This is a genomic window from Allosphingosinicella sp. (assembly GCF_036570505.1).
Lineage (GTDB): Bacteria > Pseudomonadota > Alphaproteobacteria > Sphingomonadales > Sphingomonadaceae > Allosphingosinicella.
The window spans coordinates 52,268-70,417 of sequence record NZ_DATCYB010000062.1; the positions used below are offsets into that span (position 1 = coordinate 52,268).

Consider the following 18,150-nt stretch of genomic DNA (forward strand, 5'->3'; position numbering starts at 1 on the left):
GGATGCATGCTGCATCGTCGCGAGGGCGGAACAGACTGAAGGTCGTAGCGTCCCCTGCCCGGGAGGCGCCCGCGGAGCCGCGCCTGTCGGTCGCGGAGGAAGTGATAGAGCGAGCGCGGCAGGATTATCTCGACGCCCTGCCCATCGCCGCCGCCGTCATCTGCATCAGCGCGGGCGGCGATCCTTATATCGACATGGCCAACGAGAATTTCCGCCAGCTCACCGACTGGAACGGCCATGAGGGCAAATGGGTGAGCCAGGTCGCCTTCCTGGAATCTGGAACGATCGGCAAGGCGCTGAACGCTTTTCTCAAGGGTGAGGAGAAAGCGCGCCAGTTCGAGGGACATGATGGCCAAGCGATCGGAGGTCGACATTTCACCGTCCGGCTGGCGCGGCTGAAGCCGACCCCGCTGTCGACGAAGCGCTGCCTCGTCTCGCTGATCGACAAGACCGCCCAGGTCGAAACGGAAAAGAGCCTGCGCGCGGAGATGCTGCGCGACAGCCTGACCGGCCTGCCCAATCGCCTCGGCTTCAACGAGAAGGTCGAGGCGATACTGGAGGCGCCGGGTTTCCGGGAGGCGAGCCACGCCGTCCTCGTCATCGACATGACCCGCTTCAGCCGGATCAACGAATGCATGGGTGCGATCGCCGGCGACGAGCTCTTGATCACCTTCGCTCGACGCCTCTTTTCGGCGCTCAGGGCCGGCGACATCCTCGCCCGGACCGGGGGCGACGAGTTCGCGATCCTGATGCGGCTCGGCAAGAGCCTCGACGACGCCCTCCAGCTCGCCGACCGCATCCGCGCCGTGCTCGCCTCGCCCTTCCGGCTCTCGGAGCTGGAAATCCGGGTCGACTGCTCGATCGGGGTCGCGCTCCTCGCCGGTGGAGTCGAGGTCGCCGAAGAGGTGCTTCGCAACGCCCAGTTCGCGCTGAAGCGCGCGAAGCAGGTGATGGGCACGCAGGTTTACGAACCCAATCAGGCCAGGGCCGCGCGCCGTCGCTTCAGCATCGAAACGGAACTCCGGCGGGCGATCGAGGGTGACGAGCTGAGGCTCGATTTCCAGCCGCTGATCGATCTCGCTTCGGGCAAGGTAGCGGGCTTCGAGGCGCTCGCCCGCTGGGACCATGAAGAGCGCGGATCGATCTCTCCCACCGAATTCATTCCCGTCGCCGAGGAATCGGGGCTGATCGTCTCGCTCGGCCGCTGGGCGCTGAACGCCGCGGCGCAGACGCTCGGCGGATGGGATCGCAAGATCGGAAAGGCGCTGCCGCTCTCCATCGGGGTCAATCTTTCCGCGATCCAGATCGCCCGCGACGACGTGCCATCGGCCGTCGAAAGCGCGCTGAGGAACAGCGGCCTTCGCGGCGACAGGCTGACGCTCGAGCTGACCGAAAGCGCCATCGTCCAGGATCCGCAGCGCGCGACGAAGGTTCTGGAGGCGCTGAAGGCGCTCGACGCCAAGGTGGCGATGGACGATTTCGGGACCGGCTACACGTCTCTTTCCTATCTCCAGCGCCTGCCGATCGACGTGCTCAAGATCGACCGGAGCTTCGTCACCGAGATGCTGAAGGACCGGGATTCGGTGGCGATCATCCGTGCCGTCCTGTCGCTCGCCGATGCCCTCGGCCTCAAGACGACCGCCGAAGGGGTCGAGACCGAAGAGCTGGCGGAGGCGCTGACCGAGCTCGGCTGCACCTTCGGCCAAGGTTTCTTCTTCGCTCGGCCGCTAGGCCCCGACGCGGCGCTCGATTACTGGCTGTCGCGGGACGCCTGACCCACGTGCTTCCAGGCGACGCGTCGAATCGCGTCGGCATCGGAGGGGAACCCGTCCTCGATCCACTGGCGCTCGATCGCTTGCAGCGTCTTCGCCACGACCGGCCCCGGCCGCAATCCCATGGCGATGAGGTCGCCTCCCGTGAGCGGGAAATGTGGCCGCTGCCATTCTCTCAGGATATCCAGGCGGGTGGCCGGATCGTCCGTGTCATCCTGCAGCAGAAGGCGATCCGTCGCCTCGGCGCGCCCGATCCGATAGGCGAGCGCCCTGGGGTCGCCGCTCTCCTTCGGTTCTCGTGCCGCCGCCGAGACCAGCCGTCTGGTGGCGCGTTTCGACAGCCGCAGCCGGGCCGCCACCGCAGCCGCCAGGTCGGGGTCGGCGGGGAGCAGGGCGGCGAGGCGGCGGATCGGCTCGGGCGCGGCGTTCGCCGCCTGCTCCCTGACGATGAGATCACCCAGCCGTCGGACCCCTTCGTCTCCGATTTCGGGAAGGACCGCACGAAGGATGCCGCGCTCGACCATCAGCGCCACGGTCGGATGCGGCGAGGAGAGGGCGAGCAGCTTCAGAAGCTCGTCAGCGATGCGCTCTCGCGACAGCGCCATCAGGTCGTTCGCGCGATCGGCGCAGGCCTCCAGCGCGGCGGCGTCGGGATCGCCCCTGCCGAACCGCGCGTGGAAGCGGAAGAAGCGGAGAATCCGCAGATGGTCCTCGGCTATCCGCACCAGCGGATCGCCGATGAACCGCACCTTTCGGTCGGCGAGATCGGCTTCCCCGCCGAAATAGTCGTAGATGGCAAGGGTTTCCGGGTCGGCCGACAGGGCGTTGATCGTAAAGTCGCGGCGGGCGGCATCCTCAAGCCAGTCGTCGGTATAGGCGATGGTCGCACGGCGGCCGTCGGTGGAGACGTCGCGGCGAAGCGTGGTCACCTCGACGGGGCCGCCCTGCAGGACGGCCGTGACCGTGCCATGCGCGATTCCGGTCGGCACGGCCTTGATATGCGCGCGCTTCAGGCGTTCAATCACCGCGCCGGGCTCGAGACGGGTGGCGAGGTCGATATCGCTGACATCGATGCCCAGGAGCGTGTCGCGCACGCACCCGCCGACGAAGCGTGTCTCGCCTTCGGCCGCGCCGAGCGCGCGGAGCAGCGGCACCATCCCCTGTCGCTTCTGCCAGTCCGCTCGTGGAAGCTTCACGCGATCACCGCGAGCCGACGGCTGAGGTTCACGATCATCGCCGCCGTCGCCCCCCATATACGGCGCCCCTCCCATTCGATCTCGAAATAGCTTCGCTCCCGTCCCTGATACTGGGCGGTGCGGACCAGCTGATGCTCCGGGCGGAGCAGATAGTCCAGCGGCGCCTCGAAGATCGCGGCGACCTCCGACGGCTGGGGCACAAGGTGGAGGCCGGGCGGCACGATGCCGACCACCGGGGTCACCTGATAGCCCGTGATGGTGCGGTAGCGGTCGGTCGTGCCGATCACCTCCACTTCCGACGGCGCGAGCCCGATCTCCTCCTTCGCCTCCCGCAGGGCGGCCGCCACCGCGTCGGCGTCGTCAGGGTCGATGCGGCCGCCGGGGAAGGCGATCTGGCCGGCATGGCGTGTGACCGTATCGGCGCGAACGGTCAGGATCACGGTCGGCTCGGATCGATCAACGACCGGCATCAGCACCGCGGCCGGTGTCGTCCTGGCGTGGGGGGCGACGAGCGGGTCGTGCGGGTCGCCCTCGATCAGTACCGGTGTGCGGCGGTGCCCCAGCTCCAGTGCTTCGCGCAGCCTGTGGGTGAGATTCATGACCGCGCATCCATAGGAAAGAACAGACCCCCGCTCCACAGGCCAGGAGGGTCGGCGCCTTCGTCGAGCGCGAGGTTGGCGAGCTCGTAATAAACAGGGCGCACCACCAGCGCATCTAGCCCGCCGCGCACCTCCAGATAGGGATGGGGGCCGTCCTCCTGACTCTCGAAGCGAAGACGGTGGCCAGGTCCCGCCAGCAACACCTCGTCCGTGTTGAGACGGAAAGCGAGGCTGCGTTCCCGTCCCGCGCCTCCCGATTTCAGTTCCACAGCGAGGAAAGGCGCGTCTTCGACATCTATGTCCAGCTTCTCGACCGGCGTCACAAGGACATGGCCACCGCCGGCCTCGCGCCTCAATATGGTCGAGAAAAGCTGAACCATCGCCGGGCGGCCGATCGGCCGGCCTTCGTGGAACCAGGTGCCGTCGCGGGCGATCCGCATGCCGCTATGGCCGCAATGGCCCGGGTTCCAGCTTTCCACGGGGGGCAGCCTCCGCTCCTCCGCCAGCCGGGCGATATCGGCGAGCGACAGCGCGGCGAGATCGGTGGTGACACGTGCGGACATGGCAGGGGATTAGGCGATCGACGGGTCGAGCGCAAAGCTTGCCGCGCGCCGCCTGCCGCCTTATCGCGCGCCCATGATCGCGGGATTCGAGGGGCCGCGCACGGCCATCGTCACGGGGGGCGCGAAGCGCATCGGCGCAGCGATCGCGCGCGCCCTTTCCGACGACGGCTGGCATATCCTTATTCATTGCCACCGATCGGGTGCAGAGGCGCGAGCGCTGGCGGCCGAGCTCGGCCATGCTGCGGTCGTCATCGCCGATCTGGCGGACCCGGCCGCCGCGGACGAAATCATGGCGGGGCTGGACGGGCTGCCCCCGACGAGACTGCTCGTCAACAACGCCTCGCGCTTCGTCTACGACAGCGTCGACGACTTCACGCCGGAGGGATGGGAGGCCCACCACAAGGTGAACCTTCGCGCGCCGGCACTGCTCTCGCGGGCTTTCGCGGCGAGGGTCCAGGGGGCCGGGCTCATCGTCAACCTGCTTGACGCCAAGCTGTCGCAGCCCAATCCGGACTTCTTCACCTACACCCTCTCCAAGATGGGCTTCGCCGGCCTCACCGAACTGCTCGCCCGCGCTTATGCAGAACGGGGGATAAGGGTCTGCGGCATCGCGCCGTCCGTGACCCTGGTGTCGGGTCCGCAAAGCCGGGCCAATTTCGATCAGGTGCATGGCCTCAACGCGCTTGGACGCGGCGTCGATGTGGACGAGATCGTCGCCGCCTTGCGCTTCATCGTCGCGACTCCGACCTTGACGGGGCAGACGATTACCCTCGATGGCGGCCAGCGATTCCTGGCGCTGCCGCGGGACGTGCAGTTTCTGGAGACCGAAAAATGAGCAACGTCGCCACTCTTGAGGGTCTCGTCCCCGATCGCCTAGCGCCGAAGGCCAGGAAGATCGTCCTCGAGGATTATTGCCTTCCCGTCGATATCGGCTTCCACGATTTCGAGATAGGGACGCCGCAGCGGCTGTTCGTCACCGTCGAAGTATGGGTCGACGAAGCCTCCTTCGCCGCCGAGGATGACGAAGCGGCCGCCTGGAATTACGATTTCCTTCGCACAGAAATCGGGCGTCTTGTCGAAGGGCGGCGGTTCAACCTGCAGGAAACGCTGGCACGGACGATCTACGACGTCGTCGCCGCTCGGCGCGGGGTGACCGGGCTCCGCGTCTCGACGCGCAAGCCCGACATCTATGCCGACTGCGCCGGCGTCGGCGTCGAGCTTTCCTCCTTCTAGCGTCCTTCTAGCGTCTGGCGCGATTGCGGGCGCAGGGGCCGAGTCCCTCGATGACCACCCGGTAATCGGCCCGGATAGCCTGTGCCTGGCTCGGCTCGATTCCCGCGACGCTTTCCGGGGGCAGGGCCGGTGGGAGGTTGCAGGCGAGGCTGTACCAAAGGAGCGTGTTCGGCTCCGGCGGCCGCGCCGCATTGTCGACGATCTCGCTCAAGGCCACCGCCCAGCGCGGAGGCTGTCCCGGCCGGCGCAGGACCGTCAGCGATACCGGCCTGTTGTCGGCGGTTTCCAGGAATATCTGCGTCTCGCTCTCGCCCGGAAGCGTGCCGGGCACGTGGAAGGCGTGTCCGATTCCCGTGATCTTCGGCGGCGCGTCCGCTTGGGCGGCCTGCCGCAGAACCTGGCGCAGCCGGTCGGCGAGCTCGGGCGTGTAGGGAAGCTGCGCCTCGGGTCCGATCAGCCTGACTTCGCCGGGACGGCCCGGGACCGTCGTCGCGAGCAGGATGAACTGGCTTTCGTCGCGCAACTTCGGCGGGCGGCCGCGCGCGTCGTTGGGCAAGTCGACCAGATATCGGATTTCGCTCGTCAGCCCCTGTGCGCCCCGAATGAGGGAGAGGACATCGGCTTCGATGTAGAATCGGGTCCGCCCCGCCTCGACGCCAGTCGCGCGTTCGTTCCGGAGCCTCACCGCGTCGCGAACCTCGATATGGACGGCGACCGGCGCGGCGAGCGCGAGATCGACGAGGTCGGCATAGGTCAGCTGGGTCGCGGCGGCCGGCGCTTGTGATTCGGCGGAAACGCCGATAGCCGCCAACACGATTGCGGCACTTGTAAGAATATAGGACGGCCGCATGGTGTCTCCTTCATCTGTCGCTCGCATTAAGATCACGTTTCCCATAGGCTTAGCGCCATTAACCGCAGCTTGCAGCCATTTCTCGCTTGATTTTGCGGAGAACCACAGGAGGATTGCGTCGTCCACTATGTAACGTTAGAGACACGGGCCCTGTCCATGATATACTAAGACATGGGCGGACCCGGAACGGTTCGGCTGCGTTGTTCTGTCCGCCGAGCTGGCAATATATTATTTCGAGAGAGGGAGTGTGGCTGTTTAATGTCCTATGCTGATCAAAAGATGAGCTCAGGCCGCATTACGGCGATTATCATCGTCGCTGCGCTCCATGCTGTACTGGGCTACGCCTTCGTCACGGGCCTTGCTTACAATGTGGTGAAGCAGGTGGCCCAGGACCTCAAGACGTTCGACGTGACGGAAGAGCCGCCGCCCCCCGAGGAGCTGCCGCCGCCGCCGCCGGAAGAGGTCGTGATGGAGCCTCCGCCCGTGGTGTCGCCGCCGCCGATCGTCCGCACCAACGTCATCGCGCCGCCGATCGTGCGGACGGTGCGTGAAGCCCCGCCGGTGGTAATCACTCCGACTGCGCCGCCGGCCCCGCCGCCGCCGCCTCAGCCCAAACGCGAAGCGGTGGGCGCCAAGCCGCGCTCCAATCCGGGTAGCTGGGCCACCAACGCTGACTATCCGTCGAGCGCTCTCAGGAATGAGGAAGAGGGCACCACGGGCTTTCGTGTAACGGTCGGCACCAACGGCCGCGTGACTGATTGCAGCGTGACATCGTCCAGCGGTTCGTCGACTCTGGATGAAGCGACTTGCAGGCTTATCACCCGCAGGGCCCGCTTCACGCCGGCGGAGGACTCCAACGGCAACCCCATCACGGACACCTACAGTAACAGAATTAGGTGGCAGATCCCGGAGGATTGATCGCACCTGACCGACCTGCCCCGTTCGTAACGTTATTTTGATATGAGAGGAAGTTAAGACCATGACCACCCCCGCAGCCCCTGCCGGCGAAAGCAATCCATATGGCCTGATGGCCGCGCTCGAACAGGGCGGGCTGATTGCCTACGCCACCTTCGGCATTCTCGTTCTTATGTCGGCCGCGTCCTGGTACATACTGTTCGTGAAACTCTTCGAGCAGCAGAAGATCATCAACCAGGGCAAGCGCGCCCGCACCACCTTCTGGCAGTCCGCCAACTTGCGCGAAGGCGCGGCCAAGCTCGAGAAGAACAGCGCCTATCGCCAGATCGTCGACGACGGCATCATCGCCCAGGAGCAGCACAACAAGCTGACCGACCCGGTCGACCAGCATGACTGGATGCTGGGCTCGCTCGCGCGCAGCCAGGGGGCAATCGCCTCGAAGCTGACGACCGGCCTCGCGCTGCTCGCCACCGTCGGCTCGACCGCTCCGTTCATCGGACTGTTCGGTACTGTCGTCGGCATCTATCGCGCGCTCATCAAGATCGGCGCCGCCGGTCAGGCGTCGATCAGCGCCGTCGCCGGTCCGGTCGGCGAGGCGCTGATCATGACCGCGCTCGGCCTGGTCGTCGCGGTTCCGGCGGTCATGGCCTATAACTGGCTGATGCGCCGCAACAAGGCGGTTCTCGAGGAGCTCGCCCGCTTCACCAACGACCTGCACGGCTTCATGATGTCGGGCGGCGCGGTGAAGCCGATCACGCGCAGCACGCCGGCCGCCGCCGCGGCTGCCGGCGCCACCCGTGCTTCGACCACCCCGAGCGGCACCACCGCGACGGGCGCTTCGACCGGCACTCCCACGGCCGGCGCGAAGAAGCTCTGAACTACGTCAACCGGCGGGGCTGTCTGCTCCGCCGGTTTTCACGGCCCGCGCGACGTGCGGCCCTAAGAGACGGATCAGGATAGGAATTTAGCATATGGCCATGAACGTAGGCCAAGAGACCGAAGGCGGCGAAGAAGTCCCGATGTCGGAAATCAACGTCACGCCGATGGTCGACGTGATGCTGGTGCTCATGATCATCTTTCTCATCACTATCCCGGTTGTCATCCAGACTGTCCCGGTGACGCTTCCTGACGTGCGCTTCGAACCGACCACGACCAAGCCGGAGAACGTTTCGCTCTCGGTCCGTGCCAACGAAGCGGGCGAATGCGAGGTCTACTGGAACCTCACCCGGGTGAATTCCGAAGAGCTGCTCAACATGGCGGTGGACAAGCTCGAGACCGAAATCGAGCGTCTCGGCGGTGTCGAGAATCTGACCGAGGAGACGATGCCGGAGGCCCATATTCGCGGTGACGTGAATACGCCCTACCGTTGTATCGGCGGCGCGATCTTCACCATGCAGCGGGCCGGATTCGCCCGAGTTGGTTTCATTTCTCAGCCGCCGCCGGGCGGCGTGGTCGAGCGCCTCTAGGCTCGAAGATTCAGGAGTAGTCTACGATGGCAATGTCAACTGGTGGAGCCGAAGGCGAACCGATGATGGACGTCAACACGACGCCGCTCATCGACGTCATGCTGGTGCTTCTCATCATGTTCATCATCACGATCCCCATCCAGACCCACGCGGTGAAGCTGGACCTGCCGGTGGACACGGGCGATATGACCCCGCCACCGATCGATCCGGTGAAGAACAAGATCGTGGTCGAGCCCAACGGCACGATCCTGTGGAACGGCGCGCCGGTCGATCCGGTGACGTTGCGCCAGTATCTCGACATCACCACGACGATGACGCCGACGCCGGAGCTGCACCTGCAGCCGCATCCGCAGGCGCGATACGAGGTGGTCGACCAGGTGCTCGCCATCACCAAGCGCGCCAACGTCACCGCGATGGGCTTCGTCGGCAACGAGGCCTACGCCAACTTCTGACGACGCCGGTATCGCAAGCGATTTGAGGGCGGTCCTTCGGGGCCGCCCTTTTCTTTGGCGATGTCTGCTTTCGACCCCCTTTGCGGACATCGTGTTGTTAGCTCAAGATGGCGCTTCTTGGGGCGTGATGAGGAAGGCACGTGTGGAGCAACGACGTTCTACCGGCTCTGACACTTGCGGTCGCGTTCCTGCTGTCTGTCGCTTATCGGACCGCACGCGGGCCCCTGACGCTCTATGTGGCTCGGCGCGTGCCTCCCGTCTGACGATTCGCCTTTCTCGCGCGACGGATTTCGGCCGGCCTACCTTGCTAGCAGTCCCGCAACCTCTTACCCGCTATCAATGGCTCAGATTCTGAACTGTATTCGCACAGGCTTGGAACCCTTGCTGATGAGCCGGAAGGCTCGAGCGGTTACGGATGAGGGGCTGACCTACCTGTCAGCCAGCAAATTCAGACGGATCACGGCAGCTCTTCGCGATGTGCAATGCGTTCCGGGAGACTTTGTCGAATTCGGCGTTGCACTTGGCGGTTCAGCTATCGTGATCGCGCACCAGGCGAACGGCCGTCGCTTTCACGGCTTCGATGTCTTTGCGATGATTCCCGAACCGTCATCCGAAAAAGACGACGAAAAATCCAGGCGTCGGTACCAGGCGATCAAATCGGGGGCGTCGCAAGGGATCAAGGGCGCAACATATTATGGATATCGGACAGACCTGTTTTCAGAGGTGAAGGAGGCATTCGCCCGTCATGGAGTCCCCGTCGATGGCGAAAAGGTGTTGCTTCATCAGGGACTATTTGAAGAGACTCTTCCAAGTGCAGAATTGGGGACGCTGGCTTTCGTCCATTTGGACTGCGACTGGTACGATCCGGTCAAGTTTTGCCTCGATAGGATCGCGGACAAGCTGAGCCCAAAAGGAGTGATCGTTATCGACGATTATCACGACTATGGCGGCTGCCGAACGGCTGTCGATGAGTTCCTGAGCAGGCGCTCCGATTACAGCCTTGAAGAAGGCCCCAACCCGGTTCTTCGCCGCACTATTTAGCGGTCCGTGTCGATTAGACGAAAGCCGAACGTCCGCTCCACCCGTAGTGGACGTTCAACCTACCTAGTCCCCTAAGCCGCCATCCCCTCGAACTGTAGCCGGGCCAGGCGCGCATAGAGGCCGCCGCGGGCCTGGAGACTTTCGTGGGTGCCTTCCTCGACGATCTCGCCATGGTCCATGACAATGATGCGGTCGGCCCGGCGGACGGTAGCGAGGCGGTGGGCGATGACCATGGTGGTGCGGCCCTCGACCAGCTTTTCGAGTGAGGCCTGGACGAGCCGCTCGGATTCGGCGTCGAGCGAGGACGTGGCTTCGTCGAGTAGCAACAGCGGCGCGTCGCGGAGGATCGCGCGGGCGATGGCGATACGCTGGCGCTGCCCGCCCGAGAGCCGCGCGCCGCCTTCGCCCATGAAGGTGTCGAGGCCATTGGGGAGCTTTAGCAGGAACTCGGCGGCATTGGCGGCCTCGGCCGCAGCCCATAGCGCGTCGTCGCTCGCACCCCACTGGCCGTAGCGAAGGTTGTCGCGGGCTGAGGCGGCGAAGATCACCGTCTCCTGCGGGACTACCGCGATGCGGCCGCGGATGTCGGCGGGGTCGGCGGTCTCCAGCTCGACACCGTCGAGGCGGACGGAGCCGATCTCCGGGTCGTAGAAGCGCTGGGCGAGCTGGAAGAGGGTCGACTTGCCCGCGCCCGACGGGCCGACGACCGCCAGCGTTTCGCCGGGCCGCACGTCGAGGTTAAAGTGTTTGAGCGCGCTCACCTCCGGCCGGGTCGGATAGTGGAAGGTGACGGCGTCGAAGGATAGGGCGCCCCGCGCCGGCACAGGTAACGGCGCCGGGTTGGCGGGCGCCTTGATCTCCGGCACCTGCGCCAGGAGCTCGGACATCCGCCCAGCCGCCCCCGCGCCTCGCAACAGCTCGCCATAAACTTCGGTCAGCGCCCCGAACGCGCCCGCGACGATCGCGCCGGTGAAGACGAAGGCGGCGATCGTGCCGCCGCTGATCCGGCCGGCCGCCACTTCAAGCGCCGCCTGCCACATGACGAGCGTTATCGACCCGAACATCAGGGTGATGACGATGGCGGTCATCACCGCGCGCAGGCGGATGCGGCGGCGTGCGGTGGCGAAGGCATCCTCGACCGCGCCGGCGAACCGCTCGCTCTCGCGCCGCTCCTGCCCGAAGGCCTGCACGATCTTCATCGCGCCCAGCGTCTCCGACACGATCGCGCCAACGTCGGCGATCCGGTCCTGGCTGAAGCGGGAAACGTCGCGAAGCCTGCGGCCGATGAGGACGACCGGGACGAAGATGACCGGGATCCCGAGCAGCAGCCCGCCGGTGAGCGTGGGCGCCAGAGTGAAGAGATAGATGATGCCGCCGATGCCCAGGACTATGTTGCGGAGCGCCACGGAGACGGTGGTGCCGACCACCATCTCGATCACCGACGTGTCCGCGGTGAGGCGGGAGGCGATCTCGGACGGGCGGTTCTCCTCGAAGAAGCGAGGCTCGAGCCGCAGTAGGTTGCGGTGCACCTCGGTCCTGAGGTCGGCCACCACCCGCTCGCCGAGCCAGGAGACGAAATAGAAGCGCACCGCTGTGGCGAGCGCCATGACGACGACGATGCCGAGCAGATAATAGAAATGCTGCGACACGTCGCCGCCCGAGGCGGCGAACCCCTTGTCGATGACGCGCCGGAAGCCGTCCGGGATGGCGAGCGTCGCGCTGGCGGCGACCAGCAGCGCGGTAGCGGCGATAGCGATCCGCCCGGGATAGCGGACGGCATGCCGCCAGATCATGGCGAGGTTGCCGAGCTTCCTGGGCGGGGCGGGTTCGGCTCTCTTGTCTGCCATGAAAGGCGCCTAGCAGCGGTGGCCCCGCCGCTCAATGGCAACAGTCGAAGGCCATTCGACCGACCGTTCGGTTAATACGTATGGCTTATTCGTCGAAGTTGCAGCACAGTTTATCCCACACCATCTAGGGGGCTCAATGCTTTACGACGCCTATGAAATGCAGCGTTCGCTGCTCGCCGGAGCCAGCACGCTTGCCAATATCGGCGCCGGCTGGATGCAGAACCCCGTCAATCCCTTCGCCTACAGCTCTATGGGGCCAATCGTCGCCTCGGCGCTCGACGTCTTCGCCCACGTGTCGGCGCCGCGCGGCAAGCCGGAATTCGGTATCGAATGCACCATCGTCGATGGTGAGGAGGTCGCGGTCCACGAGGAGGTCGTGCTTCGCAAACCGTTCGGTCAGCTAAAGCATTTCCGCAAGGATGGCGCGGAAGGGGGGCCGCGTCTCCTCATCGTCGCACCGATGTCGGGCCATTATGCGACCCTGCTGCGCGGCACCGTCGAGCGGATGCTGCCCGGCCACGACGTCTACATCACCGACTGGCGCGACGCCAAGCTGGTGCCCTTGAGCGATGGGCGCTTCGACCTCGACGACTACATCGATTATCTGGTCGCCTTCCTGGAGCATATCGGCCCCGGAGCGCACATGCTGGCCGTCTGCCAGCCGTCGGTTCCGGCCTATGCCGCCGCTGCGATCATGGCCGCCGGCAAGCATCCGGCGCGACCCAGGACGCTCACCATGATGGGCGGGCCGATCGACACGCGGAAGGCACCCACGGCGGTCAACACTCTTGCCACCGAGCGGCCCCATGCCTGGTTCCAGCGCAACGTGATCGCGACCGTGCCCTATTCCTATCCGGGCGCCGGTCGGCATGTCTATCCGGGTTTCCTGCAGCTCGCCGGCTTCATGACCATGAACCTCGGCAGCCACCTCACCAGCCATTGGGAAATGTTCAAGCATCTGGTCGAGGGCGACGACGAAAGCGCGGAGGCGACCAAGGAATTCTATGAGGAATATCGCTCGGTCTGCGACATGACCGAGGAATTCTACCTCCAGACCGTGGACGTCGTCTTCCAGCGCCACCTGCTGCCCAAAGGCGAGCTGAAGCATCGCGGCCGCCGCGTAGATCCGGCGGCGATCAAGGACATCGCCATCCTCGCCATCGAGGGCGAGCGCGACGATATTTCAGGAATCGGCCAGACCAAGGCGGCGCTCGACATCTCCACCGGCCTCCCGGCGAAGCTCAAACACTATCACCTCGCCAAGGGCGTCGGCCATTACGGCATCTTCAACGGCAGCAAGTGGCGGACGAAGATCGCGCCCGTCGTCGAGAAATGGATAGCCGACCACGATAAATGAATTAGGCGCCTGCTCCCGCCTCTTCCGCTTGGAGCGCCGCTTCGACCATCCGGTCCCATATCTCGACATCGCCCGCTGCGGCCATGATCGGATCGGGCTCGCGCAAGGTGCGCAGCACTGAAAGCGCGTCCTCCCGATAGTCGCGCCAGACGGCGTCGACCTTGTCCCCCGCGGATGCATCGCCGCCCTCCGCGTTGATGCTGAGGTCGCGCGCTGCAAGGATGCGGGCGATCCGTTCGATGAGGCTCATGCTGGAAACCGGCATCGGCTTCTCCTTCGTTTCGAGAGGACAACGAAGGAGAAGCGGAGCGGTTGCCTCGCCTAGCCCCATGCGCTCATCAACAGCATGACGATCCCGACCTCGATGGCATTGCCGACGCCGTGCGCGACGATCGGCGCGAGCAGGCTGCGCGAACGCTCCATCAGCCAGACATAGATGAGGCCCCAGGTGAAGGCGTAAAGCTGCTGCATGGCAGCCATATGGAATGGATCGACCTGAAAGCTTTTCCAGTGAGCGAGGCCGAACAGCAACGCGACGATGACGGCGGCGACAGGGATATCGAATCTGCCGGCACGGATGCGACCGGGCACCAGCACGACCAGGAAGCCGACGAGCAGGCCCCGGAAGATCGTTTCCTCGCCCAGCCCGGTCGTGAGCATGGCGGCGAGCCAGCCCGCCGCATCGACCGGGTTCAGCGCATAGGGCGCCGCCGGGGCCGTGCCGCTGACGAGCTCAGGCCAGAAATCCGCCACCAGCATAATGAGCCCCATGGCGATTCCGATCAGGGCCGCCAGCCCCACATAGCCGCGCCCCGGCGGCCACCGCAGATGGGCATCGGCCGCCGGGAGGAGGCGCTTCATCGCCGCGATGCCGACGAGGCCGAGCAGGCCCTGGAACAGGATGGCGAGCTGGACGTAGAGCCAGATCTGGTCGTCCCCGAACTCGCCCTGCTTGTAAAGCCAGCGGGCGGGCTGCTGGCCTAGCCAGAGCAATCCCTCCATCAGCAGGGCGGCGAAGAGGACCGGCCAGAGCCGGAAGCGAAAGCCCGAGACTTCGAAGAATGGGCGGTGGGCGGTTGCATAGGTCATGCGCCGCCCATCGCTCGACAAGACGTCTCAGGTCTTGAACGAATGTGATCCGGCAGTTCGCCAGGTCCGCCATTGCCCCGGCGAGTGTCCGGTCAGGGCCTTCACCGCGCGGCTCATATGCGCCTGATCGGCATAGCCAGCCTCGGCCGCGACGTCGGCCAGCGCCGCCTCGCCGCCGACGATCAGGCGCCAGGCCCGGCGCGCCCGCGCTTCACCCCGATAGCGGGCGGGCGCGACGCCGTAGATCATGCTGAAATGCCGCGACGCGGTTTCGCGGGCCCAGCCGTGGCGTTCCGCCCACTGTGCGATGGCGGGTGCCGCCTCGCCCGTCAGCGCGGCGGCGAGACGATCGGGGACGTCGTCCATCGCGCCCTCCACCGGCTCGAACGCCTCGAGCAGCAGCGACGCCGCTTCGATCACGTCCCGTTCGGCCACACGGAGCAGCATGCCCGGATCGGCGATGCGTCCCCGGCCCGGCCATTCGCGACCATCCAGCGGCAGCGGCAGGTCGAGCACGTGTGTGCGGCGTTTCGCAACCCAGTCGCGATGAGCCGAGAAGGGAGCGTGTAGCAGGACGTCCCCGGCCTCGACCCGCCAGCGCCCGGCGTCGCCCGCCTCTTCATAGGAACCGCTCAGGACAATCGTCGCATAGGGGTGTGCATGATAATGCCGGGCGATCTCCGAGTCCGGTCTCAGCAGCGCCGCCTGCGATCGTCGCACCAATGTCACTCCCGTTCCATTTGGACGGGTCAGCTATAATGCCAGGCGACCAGTCTCCAAACCGCAAGGGCGACGATCAGCCACAAGGCGACGACGATCAGTGCGCCCCAGGCTGAGCCGGGTCGGTCGGCTGCCACGGCCGCCTCGGCGCGATGCTCGTCGAACACGCCCTCGGGCAGCATCTTCACGAAGAGCCAGAGACCGAGCGGGATGAGCACCGCGTCGTCGAGCAGGCCGAGGACCGGGATGAAGTCCGGAATGAGATCGATCGGCGAAAGCGCATAAGCGGTGACGAGAAGCCCGAACGCCCGCGCATGCCACGGCGTCCGCGGGTCCCGCGCCGCCAGCCACGCCGCGTGGAGATCAACACGCAGCCGATGCGCGAGAGAGGCGGGGCTGTGGCGGGTCAGGCGGGGCAAGTCTCAAGACCGCGCAGGCGTGCTTCAACCAGCGGGCGGACCTCGTCGTGGCCCAGCGTCGCCAGTTGTTGGAGCGAGCGGGTCTTCCCGGCCTCGGCCGCGACGAGATAGCCGACATAATAGCCGAAGCGCGGCGGCAGGGTTTCATTGAGGCGCTCGAAACTGAAAAGTGCCTGCATGTCGGCGTCTTGGGTGGAATCCAGCCGCGCCAGAGTTTCGCAGACCGCCTCCCGCCGATTAGCGTCGACTGCCGCTCGTATCGGTTCGGGTTGGGTGAGCAGCAACTCAGCGTCGGTGGCGCCGGGATTGAGCTCCGAGGCGACGTAGGCGGCGAGGCCCTCCGTCCAGAGGCCGCACCAGACCGTGCCGCACTCCGGGAAGGAGCGTGCGTGATAGAAGTGAAACAGCTCGTGATGGAAGAAGGGCTGGATGTCGTGATCTAGGTGGAGACGCGCGATCACGTCGGCGCCGAACAACAGGAAATTGCCGTTTAGCAGCGAGCGGGTCCCCCCGTCGAACTCGCCGAGGCTATGGACGAGATAGACGGGCGGATAGCGCCGCATCGGCCCAAACTCCGCTTCGAAGCTGGCCAGGGCCGGGGTGATCATGTCGGAGAAGCGACCGCTGACCTCCTCGATCCCCACGCGATGTTCCGGATATGCTTGGAAGGCTTTTAGCAGTCGCTTGTCCAGGCGCTCAGGGGTCGCGTGGTTGAGACGCTCGTGCGCATAGAAGCCGGGCATCAGTGCATCGAAATACGCCTTGAAGGTGGCGACGCGCACCGCATCCTCCATCGAAGCCGTGCGTTCCCATTCCTTCGCGAAATCATCGGTGAGGTCGACGAACTCTAAACTGCCGCCCGCGGGCGCATGCTCAGCGGCGGCAGCGTGGCTGGAAAGGAGGATCGCGGCGGTGAGGATAAGGGCGCGGAGATTCATCGCCGCACCCTTAGCATCTCTGCCGTGTCTTAAAGGACCTCAAAGAGTCCCGCCGCGCCCATGCCGCCGCCGACGCACATGGTGACGACGACGTAGCGGGCACCCCGGCGCTTGCCTTCGATGAGGGCGTGGCCGGTTAGACGTGCACCTGACATGCCATAGGGGTGACCGACCGAGATGGCGCCGCCGTTGACGTTGAGCTTGTCGTCGGGGATGCCGAGCTTGTCCTGGCAGTAGAGCACCTGGACGGCGAAGGCCTCGTTCAATTCCCACAGGTCGATGTCGCCAATGGTGAGGCCGAAGCGCTTCAGTAGCTTGGGCACGGCGAAGACGGGGCCGATGCCCATCTCGTCCGGCTCAGTGCCGGCGACGGCCATGCCGAGATAGCGGCCGAGCGGGTCGACGCCGCGCTCGGCGGCGAGGCTCGCCTCCATGACGACGCAGGCTGAGGCGCCGTCGGAAAGCTGGCTGGCGTTGCCGGCGGTTATGACCGCATTGGGGCCCATGACCGGTTGGAGCGACGCGAGACCTTCCGCCGTCGTGTCGGGCCGGTTGCCCTCGTCCTTGGTGGCCCTCACTTCATGTTTCGAGGTTTCGCCCGTCGCCTTGTCCTTGGCGAGCATGGTCGCCGTGACGGGGATGATCTCGTCATCGAACCTGCCGGCCTGCTGAGCGGCGGCGGTGCGCTGCTGCGACTGGAGCGCATAGGCGTCCTGCCGGTCGCGGGCGATGCCGTAACGCTTGGCGACCACCTCGGCGGTGCCGATCATCGGCATGTAGACGTCCTTGTGCATCGCGACGAGCTCGGGGTCCGCGCCGAGACGCATTTCCGGCGTCTGCACCATCGAAATGCTTTCGACGCCGCCGGCGACGCAGATGTCCATGCGATCGACGATGACCTGCTTGGCGGCGGTGGCGATCGCCATCAGGCCCGAGGCGCACTGCCGGTCGATCGACATGCCGGCGACGGTGGCGGGGAGGCCGGCGCGGAGCGCGGCGGTACGGCCGATGGTCGCCTGCACGCCCTGCTGGAGCGCGGCGCCCATGATCACATCGTCGATCTCGCCGGGATCGACCTGGGCGCGCTCGACGGCGGCGCGGATGGCATGGGCGGCCAGCGTGGGGGAGGGTGTGGCGTTGAACGCGCCGCGATAGGCCTTGCCGATCGGCGTGCGGGCGGTGGAGACGATGACGGCTTCGCGGTTGCTCATGAAATTCTCCTGATTCTTTAAAGGTAGATGAGGCCGATCCAGTCGGCCTGCAATGCAGGTTTGTCCTCGCGCTCTATTTCGACAGTGACATTATGGAGGAGCTGCCATTGGCCCGGCCGCTTTTCCTCGGCGCCGGCCAGGGTGAAATGACCGCGCACGCGTTTTCCGGAACGGATGGGCGTGATGAAGCGGACCTTGTCGAAGCCGTAGTTGACGACCATTCGGGTGCCCTCGGGCACGAATACCACCCCGGCCGCCATCTGGCTCAGCAGAGACAGCGTGAGAAAGCCGTGCGCGACAGTGCCGCCAAAGGGCGTCTTCGCGGCCATTTCCGGATCGACATGGATGAATTGATGGTCGCCCGTCACGTCGGCGAAGGTGTCGATATCCTTCTGGGAAATCTCGATCCAGGGCGAGGTGCCGATAGCCGTTCCGACCTTGCTTGTGATCTCGTCGAGACTGGCGATCGGCATTGGTGTTTT

Annotated in this window: 21 protein-coding genes; 9 read left to right on the forward strand and 12 right to left on the reverse strand. The window is 65.6% G+C overall.

Annotation, left to right across the window (positions count from 1 at the left end):
* Positions 1-2: 2 nt before the first annotated feature.
* On the forward strand, positions 3-1,775 hold the full coding sequence (locus VIR62_RS07480) for a putative bifunctional diguanylate cyclase/phosphodiesterase (RefSeq protein ID WP_431870047.1): 1,773 nt from the start codon (positions 3-5) through the stop codon (positions 1,773-1,775).
* Here VIR62_RS07480 and VIR62_RS07485 read toward each other — a convergent pair.
* The 3 genes from VIR62_RS07485 to VIR62_RS07495 are packed head-to-tail and all read right to left on the reverse strand — an operon-like array spanning position 1,751 to position 4,130.
* The gene (locus VIR62_RS07485; protein ID WP_431870130.1) at positions 1,751-2,929 is read right to left on the reverse strand and encodes a CCA tRNA nucleotidyltransferase; all 1,179 of its coding nucleotides are present in this window, start codon (positions 2,927-2,929) and stop codon (positions 1,751-1,753) included. The genes VIR62_RS07480 and VIR62_RS07485 overlap by 25 nt on opposite strands.
* 35 nt (positions 2,930-2,964) lie before the next feature.
* Entirely contained in the window at positions 2,965-3,567 is a 603-nt protein-coding gene (locus tag VIR62_RS07490) for a CoA pyrophosphatase (RefSeq protein WP_431870049.1), read from the reverse strand.
* Entirely contained in the window at positions 3,564-4,130 is a 567-nt protein-coding gene (locus VIR62_RS07495; RefSeq protein WP_431870051.1) for a DUF1285 domain-containing protein, read from the reverse strand. Before VIR62_RS07495 ends, VIR62_RS07490 begins: the two co-directional genes overlap by 4 nt.
* A 73-nt stretch (positions 4,131-4,203) precedes the next feature.
* On the opposite strand from VIR62_RS07495, the gene VIR62_RS07500 reads away from it, so the two are divergent.
* A complete protein-coding gene (locus VIR62_RS07500; protein WP_431870053.1) occupies positions 4,204-4,965 on the forward strand; it encodes an SDR family NAD(P)-dependent oxidoreductase in 762 nt (253 codons plus the stop codon).
* Positions 4,962-5,363 (forward strand): dihydroneopterin aldolase, encoded by a 402-nt coding sequence (locus tag VIR62_RS07505; RefSeq protein WP_431870055.1) that lies wholly within the window; start codon positions 4,962-4,964, stop codon positions 5,361-5,363. The genes VIR62_RS07500 and VIR62_RS07505 overlap by 4 nt, the downstream gene beginning before the upstream one ends.
* 7 nt (positions 5,364-5,370) lie before the next feature.
* On the opposite strand, the gene VIR62_RS07510 is transcribed toward VIR62_RS07505, so the two are convergent.
* Entirely contained in the window at positions 5,371-6,213 is an 843-nt protein-coding gene (locus tag VIR62_RS07510; protein WP_431870057.1) for a hypothetical protein, read from the reverse strand.
* A gap of 258 nt (positions 6,214-6,471) precedes the next feature.
* Here VIR62_RS07510 and VIR62_RS07515 point away from each other — a divergent pair, with 258 nt between their 5' ends.
* The 5 genes from VIR62_RS07515 to VIR62_RS07535 all read left to right on the forward strand — a co-directional run bounded on the left by VIR62_RS07515 (position 6,472) and on the right by VIR62_RS07535 (position 10,087).
* On the forward strand, positions 6,472-7,131 hold the full coding sequence (locus VIR62_RS07515; protein ID WP_431870059.1) for an energy transducer TonB: 660 nt from the start codon (positions 6,472-6,474) through the stop codon (positions 7,129-7,131).
* Positions 7,132-7,192: 61 nt separating this feature from the next.
* Positions 7,193-8,005 carry a MotA/TolQ/ExbB proton channel family protein gene (locus VIR62_RS07520; protein ID WP_431870060.1) on the forward strand — a complete coding sequence of 271 codons (813 nt, stop codon included), beginning with the start codon at positions 7,193-7,195 and terminating at the stop codon, positions 8,003-8,005.
* 94 nt (positions 8,006-8,099) lie between these two features.
* Positions 8,100-8,594: an ExbD/TolR family protein gene (locus tag VIR62_RS07525; protein WP_431870062.1), complete on the forward strand. Its 495-nt coding sequence runs from the start codon at positions 8,100-8,102 to the stop codon at positions 8,592-8,594.
* A 26-nt stretch (positions 8,595-8,620) separates the two neighbouring features.
* Positions 8,621-9,046, forward strand: coding sequence for an ExbD/TolR family protein (locus tag VIR62_RS07530; protein WP_431870064.1), 426 nt, complete (start codon positions 8,621-8,623; stop codon positions 9,044-9,046).
* 387 nt (positions 9,047-9,433) lie between these two features.
* Positions 9,434-10,087: a TylF/MycF/NovP-related O-methyltransferase gene (locus VIR62_RS07535; RefSeq protein WP_431870065.1), complete on the forward strand. Its 654-nt coding sequence runs from the start codon at positions 9,434-9,436 to the stop codon at positions 10,085-10,087.
* Positions 10,088-10,158: 71 nt separating this feature from the next.
* Here the strand turns inward: VIR62_RS07535 and VIR62_RS07540 are convergent, their stop codons facing one another.
* Positions 10,159-11,934 (reverse strand): ABC transporter transmembrane domain-containing protein, encoded by a 1,776-nt coding sequence (locus tag VIR62_RS07540; protein WP_431870067.1) that lies wholly within the window; start codon positions 11,932-11,934, stop codon positions 10,159-10,161.
* 136 nt (positions 11,935-12,070) lie between these two features.
* On the opposite strand from VIR62_RS07540, the gene VIR62_RS07545 reads away from it, so the two are divergent.
* The gene (locus VIR62_RS07545) at positions 12,071-13,291 is read left to right on the forward strand and encodes a polyhydroxyalkanoate depolymerase (protein WP_431870069.1); all 1,221 of its coding nucleotides are present in this window, start codon (positions 12,071-12,073) and stop codon (positions 13,289-13,291) included.
* Between the two features lies 1 nt (position 13,292).
* On the opposite strand, the gene VIR62_RS07550 is transcribed toward VIR62_RS07545, so the two are convergent.
* Genes VIR62_RS07550 through VIR62_RS07580 form a run of 7 tightly spaced genes read right to left on the reverse strand, consistent with a single transcriptional unit; the run spans position 13,293 to position 18,141 of the window.
* Positions 13,293-13,556 (reverse strand): hypothetical protein, encoded by a 264-nt coding sequence (locus tag VIR62_RS07550; protein ID WP_431870071.1) that lies wholly within the window; start codon positions 13,554-13,556, stop codon positions 13,293-13,295.
* A 56-nt stretch (positions 13,557-13,612) separates the two neighbouring features.
* Positions 13,613-14,380: a CPBP family intramembrane glutamic endopeptidase gene (locus tag VIR62_RS07555; protein ID WP_431870073.1), complete on the reverse strand. Its 768-nt coding sequence runs from the start codon at positions 14,378-14,380 to the stop codon at positions 13,613-13,615.
* A 27-nt stretch (positions 14,381-14,407) separates the two neighbouring features.
* Positions 14,408-15,109 (reverse strand): helix-turn-helix domain-containing protein, encoded by a 702-nt coding sequence (locus VIR62_RS07560; protein ID WP_431870074.1) that lies wholly within the window; start codon positions 15,107-15,109, stop codon positions 14,408-14,410.
* Between the two features lie 20 nt (positions 15,110-15,129).
* Complete coding sequence (locus VIR62_RS07565; RefSeq protein WP_431870076.1) at positions 15,130-15,519, reverse strand: YkvA family protein; 390 nt, start codon at positions 15,517-15,519, stop codon at positions 15,130-15,132.
* A complete protein-coding gene (locus VIR62_RS07570) occupies positions 15,507-16,457 on the reverse strand; it encodes a hypothetical protein (protein WP_431870078.1) in 951 nt (316 codons plus the stop codon). The genes VIR62_RS07565 and VIR62_RS07570 overlap by 13 nt, the downstream gene beginning before the upstream one ends.
* A gap of 29 nt (positions 16,458-16,486) precedes the next feature.
* Complete coding sequence (locus tag VIR62_RS07575) at positions 16,487-17,668, reverse strand: acetyl-CoA C-acyltransferase (RefSeq protein ID WP_431870080.1); 1,182 nt, start codon at positions 17,666-17,668, stop codon at positions 16,487-16,489.
* Positions 17,669-17,685: 17 nt separating this feature from the next.
* Positions 17,686-18,141, reverse strand: coding sequence for a MaoC family dehydratase (locus VIR62_RS07580; RefSeq protein ID WP_431870082.1), 456 nt, complete (start codon positions 18,139-18,141; stop codon positions 17,686-17,688).
* Positions 18,142-18,150 lie beyond the last annotated feature (9 nt).